The organism is Candidatus Methylopumilus planktonicus (genome assembly GCF_006364715.1).
In the GTDB taxonomy this organism is placed as follows: Bacteria; Pseudomonadota; Gammaproteobacteria; order Burkholderiales; family Methylophilaceae; genus Methylopumilus; species Methylopumilus planktonicus_A.
In genome coordinates, this window is record NZ_CP040984.1 from 298,268 (window position 1) to 311,480 (window position 13,213).

13 protein-coding genes are annotated in these 13,213 nt (G+C 35.5%); 4 read left to right on the plus strand and 9 right to left on the minus strand.

Annotation, left to right across the window (positions count from 1 at the left end; genetic code table 11):
- Window position 1 precedes the first annotated feature (1 nt).
- The 4 genes from FIT63_RS01680 to bioD are packed head-to-tail and all read left to right on the plus strand — an operon-like array spanning window position 2 to window position 3,504.
- The gene (locus FIT63_RS01680) at window positions 2-1,189 is read left to right on the plus strand and encodes an aminotransferase class I/II-fold pyridoxal phosphate-dependent enzyme (protein ID WP_140006285.1); all 1,188 of its coding nucleotides are present in this window, start codon (window positions 2-4) and stop codon (window positions 1,187-1,189) included.
- Window positions 1,179-1,940 carry a pimeloyl-ACP methyl ester esterase BioH gene (bioH, locus tag FIT63_RS01685; RefSeq protein ID WP_140006286.1) on the plus strand — a complete coding sequence of 254 codons (762 nt, stop codon included), beginning with the start codon at window positions 1,179-1,181 and terminating at the stop codon, window positions 1,938-1,940. Before FIT63_RS01680 ends, bioH begins: the two co-directional genes overlap by 11 nt.
- A 2-nt stretch (window positions 1,941-1,942) precedes the next feature.
- Window positions 1,943-2,812, plus strand: coding sequence for a malonyl-ACP O-methyltransferase BioC (bioC, locus tag FIT63_RS01690; protein ID WP_140006287.1), 870 nt, complete (start codon window positions 1,943-1,945; stop codon window positions 2,810-2,812).
- Window positions 2,812-3,504, plus strand: a complete 693-nt coding sequence (gene bioD, locus FIT63_RS01695; protein WP_140006288.1) for a dethiobiotin synthase — start codon at window positions 2,812-2,814, stop codon at window positions 3,502-3,504. The genes bioC and bioD overlap by 1 nt, the downstream gene beginning before the upstream one ends.
- Here the strand turns inward: bioD and nadD are convergent.
- The 9 genes from nadD to FIT63_RS01740 form a co-directional block, all read right to left on the minus strand.
- A complete protein-coding gene (nadD, locus tag FIT63_RS01700) occupies window positions 3,479-4,132 on the minus strand; it encodes a nicotinate-nucleotide adenylyltransferase (protein WP_189342317.1) in 654 nt (217 codons plus the stop codon). The genes bioD and nadD overlap by 26 nt on opposite strands.
- Window positions 4,133-4,141: 9 nt before the next feature.
- Window positions 4,142-5,401 carry a glutamate-5-semialdehyde dehydrogenase gene (locus tag FIT63_RS01705; RefSeq protein WP_140006290.1) on the minus strand — a complete coding sequence of 420 codons (1,260 nt, stop codon included), beginning with the start codon at window positions 5,399-5,401 and terminating at the stop codon, window positions 4,142-4,144.
- 39 nt (window positions 5,402-5,440) lie between these two features.
- Window positions 5,441-6,469: a DNA polymerase III subunit delta gene (holA, locus tag FIT63_RS01710; protein WP_140006291.1), complete on the minus strand. Its 1,029-nt coding sequence runs from the start codon at window positions 6,467-6,469 to the stop codon at window positions 5,441-5,443.
- A 3-nt stretch (window positions 6,470-6,472) separates the two neighbouring features.
- Window positions 6,473-6,958 (minus strand): LPS-assembly lipoprotein LptE, encoded by a 486-nt coding sequence (locus FIT63_RS01715; protein ID WP_140006292.1) that lies wholly within the window; start codon window positions 6,956-6,958, stop codon window positions 6,473-6,475.
- Window positions 6,959-6,961: 3 nt separating this feature from the next.
- Window positions 6,962-9,415, minus strand: a complete 2,454-nt coding sequence (leuS, locus tag FIT63_RS01720; protein WP_140006293.1) for a leucine--tRNA ligase — start codon at window positions 9,413-9,415, stop codon at window positions 6,962-6,964.
- A gap of 3 nt (window positions 9,416-9,418) precedes the next feature.
- On the minus strand, window positions 9,419-10,069 hold the full coding sequence (gene adk, locus FIT63_RS01725) for an adenylate kinase (protein ID WP_140006294.1): 651 nt from the start codon (window positions 10,067-10,069) through the stop codon (window positions 9,419-9,421).
- Window positions 10,070-10,136: 67 nt separating this feature from the next.
- Entirely contained in the window at window positions 10,137-10,901 is a 765-nt protein-coding gene (gene rsmA, locus FIT63_RS01730; protein ID WP_140006295.1) for a 16S rRNA (adenine(1518)-N(6)/adenine(1519)-N(6))-dimethyltransferase RsmA, read from the minus strand.
- Window positions 10,898-11,881 (minus strand): 4-hydroxythreonine-4-phosphate dehydrogenase PdxA, encoded by a 984-nt coding sequence (gene pdxA / locus FIT63_RS01735; protein ID WP_140006296.1) that lies wholly within the window; start codon window positions 11,879-11,881, stop codon window positions 10,898-10,900. The genes rsmA and pdxA overlap by 4 nt, the downstream gene beginning before the upstream one ends.
- Before the next feature lie 9 nt (window positions 11,882-11,890).
- Window positions 11,891-13,207 (minus strand): peptidylprolyl isomerase, encoded by a 1,317-nt coding sequence (locus tag FIT63_RS01740; RefSeq protein ID WP_140006297.1) that lies wholly within the window; start codon window positions 13,205-13,207, stop codon window positions 11,891-11,893.
- Between the last annotated feature and the right edge of the window lie 6 nt (window positions 13,208-13,213).

A 13,213-nucleotide genomic window follows, 5' to 3' on the forward strand; every position in this document is an offset into this window, starting at 1 on the left:
GATGCTAGATCAAATTCATCGTGAACTTCAATCCTTAAAAGATAATCATCTTTTTAGAACAAGAAAATTATTAAGCGGAAGATTGGGGTCTAATCTTTTTTTCAATCATCAAAATTATTTAAGTTTCTGTTCGAATGATTATTTAGGCCTTTCACAAAATCAATTTATTCAGGATGCATTGATTGAAGGCATTCATTTATCTGGCAATGGTATGGGAGCCTCTCATCTCATTTCAGGTCATCATGAATTCCATGAAGCATTTGAAAATGCATTTAGTGAAGCGCTTTATTTTGAAAGAGCACTTTTATTTTCATCAGGCTATATGGCAAATATGGGGGTCATCTCAGCATTGGCCGGGAAAGATGACGCTATTTTTTCAGATAAGTTAAATCATGCGTCATTAAATGATGCCGCAATTCTTTCTCGCGCTAGCCATAAAAGATACCGACATAATAATATGAGCCATCTGGAAGAGTTAATTCGAGAATCAAAATCAAAAGTTAAAATCATTGTGACAGATGCTGTTTTTAGTATGGATGGCGATATTGCAGATATTCCTCACTTAATTCAATTATCTGAAGCTTACGATGCTTATCTTTATATTGATGATGCGCATGGTTTTGGCGTATTAGGCAAAGAAGGAAAGGGTGTGCTGCAACATTTTACTGATCTAGAAAAAATTAACACACCATATTCATCAAGACTAATTTATATGGCAACGTTAGGAAAGTCTGCCGGTATTCATGGCGCTGTGGTTGCTTCGTCAAATAGCCTTATTGAATACCTAGTTCAAAAATCAAAACAATATATATACACAACTGCCATACCAGCATTTCTTGCTTTTGGACTTAAAGAGTCATTAAATCAAATTTTAAATGCACATGAAGCTAGGGCGCATGTAAAAGAACTTGCAGCATCTTTTAGAAGTCATATCGAATTAAAGAAGCTGTCTTTAGGTAACTCATTAACACCTATTCAACCTGTAATTGTCGGAAATGAAATTAATGCATTAAGATTAAATAAATGGCTAATAGATAAAGGAATTTATGTGCCGGCGATTAGGCCTCCTTCAGTGCCAAAAGGCACTTCAAGAATGAGAATATCATTTTCAGCATTGCATTCACACGAAGATGTAAAAAAACTAACAAAAAATATCATAGATTTTGAAAGCAATTTGGATGCACATTAAAAAAATAGGCCAAGGAAAAGATCTTGTGCTTATTCATGGCTGGGGCATGCATAGCGGCATATGGGAACCTATTATTGATAGATTTTCAAACCAATACACACTTCATCTTGTAGATATCCCAGGCATGGGAAAAAGTCACGTCATTAATCCTTATGATCTAGATCACGTAACTGAGGAAATAAGTAAAGCCTTACCACCCTCATTTGATATTTTAGGCTGGTCTCTAGGCAGTCTTATTGCAATTAAGATGAGTCTTATGTACCCCAAAAAAATTCACCGTATGGTTTTAGTAGGAGGCACGCCTTGTTTTATTAACCAGACAGATTGGAGTTATGGGGTAGATGTCAGAGACTTTAATAATTTTGCTAATAATCTTTTTAAAAACTACAAGTCGACCATGATAAATTTTTACATACTACAACTCATGCATTCGAAAAATAGCAAGTTGATTATTAAAAAACTTAAAGAAATGGAGGCGGTAGAAAATCCACCTGAAATTAAATCATTACAACTTGGGCTTGATATCTTATTAAATAATGATTTGCGAAATGATATTAATAAAATTAAACATCAAACACTTTTAATCACAGGCGATATGGATCGCTTAACCCCAAAGTCTGCCTCTATGTGGCTTGAAAGTCACTTGAAAGAAAGTCAACTAAAACTTATCAAAGGTGCATCACACATTCCTTTCCTTTCTCATTCGGATGAGTTCTTTAATTACCTGGATCAATTTTTATTAGCAGCCTAATCATGACTAAAGATCATATTAATAAAAAAAGGGCTCAAGCAGCATTTAATAAAGCTTCGGTTTCTTATGAAGAGGCAGCAGTGCTTCAGAAGCATGTCCTAGGAGAAATGTTTCTTAGATTAAAATTACTCAAAATAAATCCAGAAATAATTCTTGATTTAGGCTGCGGGCCGGGCAATGCAGGCCCTGATTTAAAAGCCACCTATAAGCCCCGTGATCTTATTTATTTGGATTTTGCATATGACATGTTAAAAAAGGCAGAACAGAAAAATAAAGATCATTTCTTGAAGTCTTTTTCAAATAAAACCTCACAGCAGTTTATCTGTGCTGATATGGAAGCTATCCCCTTATCAGAAGGCAGTGTCGATATGATTTGGTCGAATTTATCACTTCAATGGTGTAATCATCTAGATCAGGTATTTACTCAGATAGGAAAAATATTAAAGCACAACGGCCTTTTTATATTTAGCACTTTCGGACCAAGCACACTTCATGAATTAAGAGCTTCTCTCGCATCATTTTCCCAGCACTCCCATGTGAATCAATTTATCGATATGCATGATATTGGAGATGCGCTTGTGGGTTGCGGATTTTCTGACCCAGTATTAGATGTGGATCTTTATACACTTACTTACAGTACATTTAAAGACATTATGTATGATCTCAAGCATATTGGTGCTCGCAATGCTCTAGAAGGAAGGGCTAAAGGCATGACAGGAAAAGGCTTTTTGTATCAACTAGAAAAATCATATGAAACTTATAGGGTCGATAAAAAATTACCCGCGAGTTATGAGGTTGTTTACGGACATGCGTGGAAAGTAAACAAGTCGCTTGACGAATCCTCAGTCGTTAAATTTTATCCGAAGCAATAATGTATACATATTTCATCACTGGAACCGACACTAATATTGGAAAAACAGCAATCACTTGTAGTTTGATTGCTAAATTGACTGAAGAGGGATTTTGTGTGGGCGGAATGAAGCCTGTCGCCGCTGGGTGCCATATAGAAAACGGTTATATGATATCTGATGATGTTAAAAAGATTGCTGAGGTGAGCAATGCTGACATAAATATCAACGAAGTTAATCCTTATCAATTTGAAGCCCCAATCGCACCTCATATTAGCTTTCAGAAAAATAAAAAAGAAATTGATATCCATCTAATTAAAAAGTATTTGCGATCATTTGAAAATAAGATGGATTATCTATTTATGGAAGGGGTGGGGGGTTACGCTGTGCCGTTAACAGAGAATTTTTCTACAGCAAATTTGATTGAAGCTCTGAATATACCCATTATTTTAGTTGTAGGTGTAAAGCTGGGCTGTATCAATCATGCTTTATTGACAGTTGAATCAATTCTAAATAAAAAACAAAAACTCTCTGGCTGGGTAGCTAATCGTATTGATGAGCATATGCTTGCTTATGATGATAATGTATCTTTTTTAAAAGAAAATATTAAGGCACCTTGTTTAGGCGAAGTGCCATATCTTAAAAATTTTGATCCTTACACGGCATCAAAATTTATTGATATTGCTAAGCTTAACGATAAAGTTGATTTATATTAATGTAGTCGGCAATTACTTCAGGCACGAGTTGTGAAAGATTCTTATGCAAATGAATTGCGTTTCGAATTTGAGATGATGAAACGTCAATATACTCAAATTGTTTCACCATAATTAAACCATAAGCTGATGTTTCGATATCTTCTATCTTTTGAGTAAGTCTTTTATTCCATTCTTTTTTTAGATCTGGCGTTAATTGATCTGAGTTAATTGGTGATTCTCGTCTCTCAACAATTAATATATGGCAATAATTAAAAAGCTCATTCCATAAATGCCAGGATTCAAGTTTCAGAAAAGCATCACTTCCCATTAAAAAACATAAAGCCTGGTCTTCGTCTTTTTCTTGTGTAAGTCTTTTTAATGTTTCAATTGTATAAGAGGCCTGAAGATCGTTCTGATGTTTTTTAATTTCTCGATCATCGGTCAAAAATCCTGCATAAGGCTTTAAAGCGAGATTAAGCATTTCTAAGCGATGCTTGTTATCTAATACGATATTTTTATGAGGCGCTAGACCGGACGGGATAAAAAGAACTTTTGACAAAGAAGCGAAGCTCTTCCAAGCTTGAGCTAATTTAATATGACCATAATGGATTGGGTCAAATGTACCGCCAAACACACCAATAAGCTTCAAAGACATTCCTTATTTGCGAGTATGACCGTTGCCTAATACAATATATTTTAGCGAAGTGAGCCCTTCAAGACCGACAGGACCTCTTACATGTAATTTATTTGTTGAAATACCTATTTCAGCACCTAGGCCATATTCAAAGCCATCTGCAAATCGAGTTGAAGCGTTTACCATAACACTGCTTGAATCAACTTCTTTCAAGAATTGCATCGCACGCTCATAATTTTCTGTAACTATAGCGTCGGTGTGATGAGAGGAATATTGATTGATATGATGAATAGCTTCATCGATATCAATTACAATCTTGCATGAAATGATTGCATCGAGATATTCAGTATAAAAATCATCCTCACTTGCTTTTTTAATACCCTTTACAAGTTTCAAAGTTTCCTTGCATCCGCGAACCTCAACTTTATGTTGATGCAGCATTTTCACAATTTTAGGCAAGAAATCGCGTGCAATATGCTTCGAAATTAAAAGTGATTCAGTGGTATTGCATGTACCCAATCTCTGAGTTTTAGAATTCTCAATAATTTTGAGCGTCTTATTTAAGTCCGCATCTTTATCCACATAGACGTGACAATTTCCATCTAAATGTTTAATAACAGGAACAGTTGCTTCATCACTAATCATTTTAGTTAAGCTTTTACCGCCTCTTGGGATGATGACATCAATGTAATCATTAAGCTTAATCATGCCTTTGACTATAGATCTATCCGTAGAGTCGATTACCTGAACAGCTTGAATAGAAAGACCAGATTTTTTAAGCGCCTCATGAATAAGGCCGCTTAAAGCAATATTAGAATGAATAGATTCACTACCCCCTCTTAATATAATGGCATTTCCTGACTTAATAGATAAACTCGCCGCATCAATAGTGACATTAGGACGAGATTCATAAATCATACCTATCACGCCAAGAGCAACACGCATTTGACCGACTTGAATACCTGATGGACGTGCATTCAAATGCATAATTTCACCAATAGGATCTCTCAGATCGACAATGTCTTGTATGCCTTTAATCATTGAATCAATGGTTTTACTCGAAATGATTAGGCGATCGATAGAAGCACGATCTAATTTATTTTTTTTCGCCGCCTGTACGTCCTTTTCATTGGCTTTTAAAATGGTTGCGGCTTTTGAATTTAAAAGCTCAATGAGAAAAGTCAAAGCATCATTTTTTTGTTGAGTTGATACTTTAGCCATCAGGAGCGAAGCTTTTTTTGCCTCTAGACCGATATTTTTAAGATATTGATTAGTGTTTGTCATGGATGAATTATACGCGCTAAGAAATTACCTTGTATAGGATCAAATTTTTCGACTTCGAGATGCTATTTTTGCAAGCCCCATACAAAGTCTCACTGTTTCTAACCAGGCGTCGCCTGGGGAAACACCTTTCGATATTTTATCAATTTCAGATAACTTTTGAGTAGCTGCCCTTAAATGCTTAACTGAAAAAAAAGATAGCGATTTTTTAACGTAAGTAAGCTTATCTCCAAATATTCTTGATTTTGTAAGATAGTTTTCTAAAGATTGACCTCTAAAATCAAGCTCTTTTATTTCAAGCATAGGTTTTAATACCCAAGAAAGAGAGCTTGTTATGTTAATTGGATTTTGCCCCTCTTCTTTTAAAAAGTTGAGTGTCGACAAGGTTTTTATCTGGTCACCATTTAATACATATTCAGTGAGTTCAAAAGTATCATAACGAGATACATTGGAAATAGACTGAGACACTTTTTCGTATGAAATAGATTGGTTTGGAAAAAGCAATGCTAATTTATTCAATTCCTGGTCTGCAGCAAGCATATTGCCATGAACAAATTGACTGACAAGCTGAATACTTTCTTCATCTAGGTTTATTGATAATAATAAAGCTCTTTTTTTTAACCAAGAAGGAAGTTCACCCGGCTTAATCTCATCAAGCCTAATCGTGTAAGATTTTTTTTCGAGCTCTTTAAACCATTTCTGCTGCTTAGTTTCCCTGTCTGTTTGGGGTAATTGAACAATTAGTAGGTCGTCTTGAGAAAGATTTTGTAGAATCCCATAAAAGGATTCGCCGCTTTCTGCATTTATTTTTCCTGAGGGAATGACGATTTCAATAATACGCTTTTGGGAAAACAAACCCTGAGCGGAAAGGGACGAAGCACATTGATCCCATTTAAAATAGCGATCAACAGTAAAAGTCAATTTTTCTAGGTAAGAATGTTCTTTGGCAAATTGACGGAGGATGTCGAAAGCTTCTTTTCTTGAGAGAGCTTCATCCCCCAAAAGAAAAAATTTTGATAGCTGATTTTTTTGAAGCTCCTTATGAAGCGCTTCCGAATCAAATGCCGCCATTAATTATTTTTTAATAACTTGAATTTGATTAAATAGATTTGTAATGGCTTCATTACGCATAGCTTCGTTAAGCTGTCTTTCTTCCTCTTCTTTACCAATAAGATTTGAATCACTGTAGGTAAAGTCCTTGCGTGTTTCTATTATGTTTTCTTGGCCCCAAATTTCACTGTCACTAGTTTTAATACGATAACGAACTCTATAAAAAATTTCAAATTCTCGAACAAGACCCTGGCCACTCAAGGAAAGAATTCTTTTTTCACTTTCTTCGCTAAGAAGCTCAACTCTTAATTCTGGATTCTCTGTCGGGGAAACAATAGCTACTTTATTGGTATTTAAGATTTTTTTGAGGTTTTTTGTGAAACTTAATTCTTTACCTTCCAGGCTAATTGTTTTAAATGATATTTCTGTCATGCCTCTCATATGAAACCCGCAACTTGTAATCACAAGAAGGAATAATATAGCTATAAGTTTTTTTTGTATGAAATTCATAATCTATCCTGTGACGATATTAATGAGTTTTTTAGGCACAAATATCAATTTTTTAACTTTACTTTCAGGGTCTATAAATCGCTTAACGTCCTCATTTTCGAGGGCCATGAGCTCAATATCTTTTTGTGTAAGATCAGCCGATACTAGCATATTTCCTCTAAGTTTTCCGTTGACTTGAATCACCATTTCATATTCGTTCTTAATTAATGCGCTTGAGTCAGCTTTAGGCCAAACCTCTTGGTCGATCGCAGTATTAAAAAGATGATCCCATAAGGCATGACAAATATGAGGCACAAAAGGATTGAGTAACAAAATAACATTTTGTATCACTTCTTGTTTGACTGAAACTGTTATAGCATCTTCACCTTCCACTTTTGCAAAGGTATTCATGAGTTCCATCACAGAAGATATGGCTGTATTAAAACTATGTCTTCTTTGAATATCATCTGTAATTTTTTGTATGGTCTGATGTAACTCAAATCTTAAATTTTTTGTTTGAGCAGTGAGCTCTCCTTCTGTATAAGGCGCAATTTTACCTTTGGCATGATGATCATAAACAGCTTTCCAAAGCCGCTTTAAAAAGCGATTCGCTCCCTCAACGCCACTGTCAGACCACTCTAAACTTTGCTCAGGAGGGGCTGCAAACATAATAAAAAGTCTTGCGGTATCAGCACCGAACTGATCAATAAGTGATTGAGGATCTACAGTATTGCCTTTTGATTTTGACATTTTGGTGCCATTTTTTAATACCATACCTTGTGTTAAAAGATTTTTAAATGGCTCTGAATGTTTAATGAGGCCAAGGTCCCTTAAGATCTTATTAAAAAAGCGTGCATATAATAAATGTAATATGGCATGCTCAATACCGCCGATATATTGATCAACAGGCATCCAGTAATTACTTCTTTCATCCACCATAACATTTTGATTGTTATAACTTGGATAGCGAGCAAAGTACCAAGATGACTCTACAAAAGTATCCATCGTATCTGTTTCTCTTTCAGCTGGCTTGCCGCACGAAGGGCAGGTTGTTTTGTAAAAAGATTCATCTTTTTTAATAGGAGATCCAACACCATGCATAACAATGGACTCAGGCAGCACTACGGGTAAATCTTTTTCTGGCACAGGTACTTCGCCACATGAATGACATTTAATAATAGGTATTGGGCATCCCCAATAACGCTGCCTTGAAATTCCCCAGTCACGTAATCTAAACTGCGTTGTTTTTTTACCTTTATTGAGAGAAGTTAGTTTATTAACAATGGCATCAAATGCCTCCTGAAATTCTAAACCATTAAATTCACCCGAATTAATTAACCGCCCATAATCAGTGTAAGCAGCCTCTTCAAGGTTCATTGTTTTTGCATCAATCGGCTCAATAACTTGTTCAATGTTGAGGTTATATTTTTTTGCAAAATGAAAATCTCTTTCATCATGCGCAGGAACTGCCATGACTGCTCCTGAGCCATAACTTATAAGAACATAATTAGCTATCCAAATCGGTACTTCTTTTTGTGTGATAGGGTGAATAGCTCGAAGCCCAGAGTCGATACCTATTTTTTCTGCAGTCGCAAGATCTGCCTCAGCAACGCCGCCTCTTGAACATTCGTTAATGAATGCTTCAATTGTAGGATTATTTTTTTTAATTAATGAAGCAAGGGGATGTTCTGCTGCAATAGCTAAGTAAGTCACACCTAAAAGTGTGTCTGGTCGGGTAGTATAGATTTTAATGTGATCAGCATGATCTTTAATAGAAAATTCAATTTCACAGCCATAACTTTTACCAATCCAATTTCTTTGCATGGTTTTGACTTGCTCTGGCCAGCCTTCAAGACCATCTAAATCCCTTAAAAGCTCATCTGCGTATTCAGTAATTTTCATAAAATATTGAGGAATTTCTTTTTTCTCAACAACAGCGCCAGATCGCCATCCTTTTCCATCAATTACTTGTTCATTAGCAAGGACAGTTTGATCAACTGGATCCCAATTAACTGTAGAAATTTTTTTGTAAATTAATTTCTTTTTAAAGAGTTCAGTAAATAACCATTGCTCCCATTTGTAATATTCTGGTCGACATGTTGCAATTTCTCTTTTCCAGTCAATAGCAAGGCCCAGTTGTTTTAATTGGTGCTTCATGTAATCAATATTGCTATAGGTCCAAGCAGCAGGAGCAGATTTATTTTGTAATGCCGCATTCTCAGCAGGCAAACCAAAAGCATCCCAGCCCATCGGCTGTAATACATTAAAACCAAGCATGCGATGAAAGCGACTTAATACATCGCCGATCGTGTAATTTCTAACGTGCCCCATATGAAGTTTTCCGCTTGGATAAGGGAACATAGAAAGACAATAATATTTTGGTTTTTTAGAGTCTTCTGAAACAGAAAATGTAAGCTCCTTATCCCAATAAGATCGAACTTTTTCTTCAATACTTTTAAAAGGGTAGTTGGATTGCATGTACTAATTAATTTGATCAAAAATTGTTTTTTGGATATCTATAACATCACCGAAGCCGTTAATCTTAATATAGCGAAGCTCTTGATTTTCAGTTGCTGCCCATTTTGAATAATAATCAACAAGTGGCTTCGTTTGGCTGTGATAAACATCAAGACGTTTTAGAATGGTTTCTTTTTTATCATCATCTCTCTGAATAAGAGGCTCACCTGTGATGTCATCCTGATCTTGAATTTTAGGGGGATTATTAAGAATATGATAAATGCGACCTGAAGCAATATGCGTCCTTCGGCCGCTTAACCTATCTACAATAATATTATCTGGCACATCAATTTCAATGACTATATCAATCCTAATGGAAGCCTGTTTCATTGCTTCGGCTTGAGGAATAGTTCTAGGAAAGCCATCTAACAAGAAGCCTTGTTTACAATCGCTATCTTGTATCCGCTCTTTAACTAATTCAATAATAAGTTGATCTGGAACAAGTGCGCCACTATCCATAAATTGTTTGGCTTCAAGACCTAATTTTGTGTTTGCTTTAATAGCAGAACGAAGCATGTCGCCAGTAGATATTTGGGGGATATTAAATTTGTCTTTAAGTATCTGGGCTTGTGTGCCCTTGCCGGCACCCGGCGCTCCTAGTAGAATAATTCTCATGTATCTCTCCTTAAGTCTTAATTATATCAGCCGATGTAGATTTCACATGCCTATTAGCCTGTATAAATTAATCCAGATAATTTGAAATTTTTACGAAATCTGATACTGATAAATTTTCGGCTCTTAACTGCGGATTGATACCTATTTTCTCAAAGTCATTTTCGTTAATAAAGGATTTAAGTGTATTGCGAATAGTCTTTCTTCTTTGGGAAAAAGCTTCCTTAACAATCTTCCCAAACTGATTGATATTGTTAGCTATAAAAGGGTATTGCTCGTAAGGAATGAGCCTTACGAAAGATGATTCAACTTTAGGCTCCGGATCGAATGCCTCTTTCGGCACATGAACCAAATGCTCCATTGAAAAATAATATTGAAGCATCACTGATAGTCTCCCGTAATCGGAAGACGAAGGTGTGGCAATCATACGATCTACTACTTCTTTTTGTAACATAAAATGCAGATCTTTAATAATTACAATATTTTCAATACATTTAAATAGGACAGGCGTTGAAATGTTGTAAGGTAAATTACCTACAACTCTTACTTTTTGGTCGAACTGATGAAAGTTAAAATTTAGAACATCCTCATTGAATATGGTAATTTTTTTTTTTGGGTATTCTTTTTCCATCCAACTTACAATATCTCGATCAAGTTCAATGGCTAACAGATGATTAGATTTCTCGAGAAGTGGTTTTGTAAGCGCCCCAAGGCCAGGGCCTATTTCAATAAGAGCGTCATCTAGAAGAGGGTTGATTGATTGAATGATTGAATGAATAATCGACGCATCTTTGAGAAAATTTTGCCCAAATTTTTTCTTAGCAATATATTTCATACGTGAGATTTTTGAGCCAAATCGATTGCTAAATCAATCGCACTACAAAAGCTATTTGAATCTATGTTGCCTAGTCCAGCTAAATCGATAGCGGTTCCGTGGTCTACTGAGGTTCTAATAATGGGAAGGCCAAGGGTAACATTAACACCTAAGCCAAAATTAGCATGTTTAAAAACTGCGAGACCTTGGTCATGGTACATTGCCAAAAAGCAGTCAGCCTTTTGGATATACTTTTCTGTGAAAAGCGTATCTGCTGGGAGGGGACCCTCAATCAACATCCCTTCCAATTTTAATTTGTTGATGACTGGCGTGAGAATATTAATTTCTTCTAAACCTAAAATGCCATTTTCCCCTGCATGCGGATTAAGACCTGCAACAAAAATTTTAGGGCTATTTATTTTAAATCGATGAATCAAATCGCGATAAATTGTTCTTAGTGTTTGCTCGAGTTTTTCTGATGTGATCAAGCGACTCACTTGTGATAGCGGCACATGTGTTGTCACAAGTGCAACTTTCATAGTTTTAGAAGTTAGCATCATAACTTCATTTTTGGTATCAGTATAATGTGCAATATATTCAGTATGGCCTGTAAAAGGCTGGCTTTCATTGATGATGCTTTTATGAATAGGAGCTGTGACAAGCGCATCAAAAGATTTATTTAAGCAGCCATCTAATGCAAAGTTTAGGACATCAATAACATATTGATTATTTTTAGGATTAAGAAGCCCTGTCTGAATGTTTTCGCAAGCAGGAATATGATGTATGGAAAGTGAATGATCGCCCTTATGCTCTATAGAAGTATTCTCATAAAATGTAATCGATTTATTGAGTTGGGCAGCTCTATCAGCTAACGCATTCTTATCGCCAACCACTGTAATAAATGCAGGAAATTTTTTTGTGCTAAGAAGAACGCAAAGATCAAGCCCAATGCCTGCAGGCTCGCCTGAGCTTATGACGATATGTGGCTTAAAAGCAGTCAAGATATTAAATTAAAAGTTGTCTTCTAAGCGAAGCTCTACAAAAGAGCGGTCTCTTAATTCTTGCAACCAATCCTGGTAAGCCTCTTCAGATTTTCGCATTTTGATTTGTTGTCTCGCTTGAATGCGAACTGTTTCTCTCGACATATCTTGAGATCTTTTTTCAAGGACCTGAATGAGATGCCATCCAAATGGTGTTTTAATAGGGTCGCTGATTTGATTAATATTAAGTTGTTTCATTGTTTTTTCGAATTCAGGCACAGTATCCCCCGGATTGATCCAGCCTAAATCACCACCATTGTTTGACGAAGGGTCTTCCGAATATTGCTTTGCCATATCCTCAAACTTTATACCATTTTCTAATCGCTCTTTAATACCTATCAATTTTTGACGGCCCTCATTTTCAGAGGTAACTTCAGAAAGCTTAATTAAAATATGCCTTACATGTGTTTGCTCTACAAAAAGAGAAGCGCTCGATCCTTTTTTATTAATTAATTTAAGGATATGAAAGCCATTAGGACTTCTTAAAATTGCAGTAAGCGAACCCACTTCTATTTTTTTAAGAGCATCCACAAATAATGTGGGTAAATCTGAAGCTTTTTTCCAACCCAGATTGCCCCCCTCAAGTGCATTAGGTGTTTCTGAAAATGCTGCAGAGACTTGCGTAAAATTCTTACCTGATTGAATTTGTCTAGAAGCTTCTTCCGCCTTATTCTTTAGTTTTTCAAGCTTTTCGGGGGAAACATCCTCAGGCACGCGAATAAGAATATGGGCGACCTCATATTCATCCTGAATTTCTTTTGATTGAGCATTTAAGAAATTATCAATTTCACCATCTGTAATAATAATTTTGCTATCAACTTCACGTTCTTTTAATTGCGCAATAGTGATTTCATTTCTAATTTCTTCTCTAAATTTATAAAAAATAGTACCATCTTTTTCTAGCGTTTTTTTAAAATCAACCACATTAAGCTTATTTTTTTCTGCAATACGCTCAATAGTTTTATCAATCTGGGCGTCGTTTATTTTTAGCCCAGTTTGAAGAGCAAGTTGGATCTGAATGCTGTTAGCAATTAATCTTTCCATTACTTGTTTTCTTAAAACACTTTCAGAAGGAATTTCAATTTTCTGATTTTTTAAGTTGCTAATCACTGAATTGATTTTTTCTTGTAATTCTTTTTCGGTAATAACATCTTGATCAACTACAGCGATAATTCGGTCTAGTTTTTGAATGCTACTTTCTGTTTTTGAATAACCATAAGAGCTAATTGTCATGGCTAAAAGGATGAAAGCTATTTGGAAAAAAGATATTAATTTTTTAAGTTGCATCTTAAG

Bases quoted from the DNA above. Each gene is read 5' to 3' on its own strand.
- FIT63_RS01680 (WP_140006285.1), top strand. From the start codon at position 2: ATGCTAGATCAAATTCATCGTGAACTTCAATCCTTAAAAGATAATCAT.
- bioH (WP_140006286.1), top strand. From the start codon at position 1,179: ATGCACATTAAAAAAATAGGCCAAGGAAAAGATCTTGTGCTTATTCAT.
- bioC (WP_140006287.1), top strand. From the start codon at position 1,943: ATGACTAAAGATCATATTAATAAAAAAAGGGCTCAAGCAGCATTTAAT.
- bioD (WP_140006288.1), top strand. From the start codon at position 2,812: ATGTATACATATTTCATCACTGGAACCGACACTAATATTGGAAAAACA.
- FIT63_RS01705 (WP_140006290.1), bottom strand. From the start codon at position 5,401: ATGACAAACACTAATCAATATCTTAAAAATATCGGTCTAGAGGCAAAA.
- holA (WP_140006291.1), bottom strand. From the start codon at position 6,469: ATGGCGGCATTTGATTCGGAAGCGCTTCATAAGGAGCTTCAAAAAAAT.
- FIT63_RS01715 (WP_140006292.1), bottom strand. From the start codon at position 6,958: ATGAATTTCATACAAAAAAAACTTATAGCTATATTATTCCTTCTTGTG.
- leuS (WP_140006293.1), bottom strand. From the start codon at position 9,415: ATGCAATCCAACTACCCTTTTAAAAGTATTGAAGAAAAAGTTCGATCT.
- adk (WP_140006294.1), bottom strand. From the start codon at position 10,069: ATGAGAATTATTCTACTAGGAGCGCCGGGTGCCGGCAAGGGCACACAA.
- rsmA (WP_140006295.1), bottom strand. From the start codon at position 10,901: ATGAAATATATTGCTAAGAAAAAATTTGGGCAAAATTTTCTCAAAGAT.
- FIT63_RS01740 (WP_140006297.1), bottom strand. From the start codon at position 13,207: ATGCAACTTAAAAAATTAATATCTTTTTTCCAAATAGCTTTCATCCTT.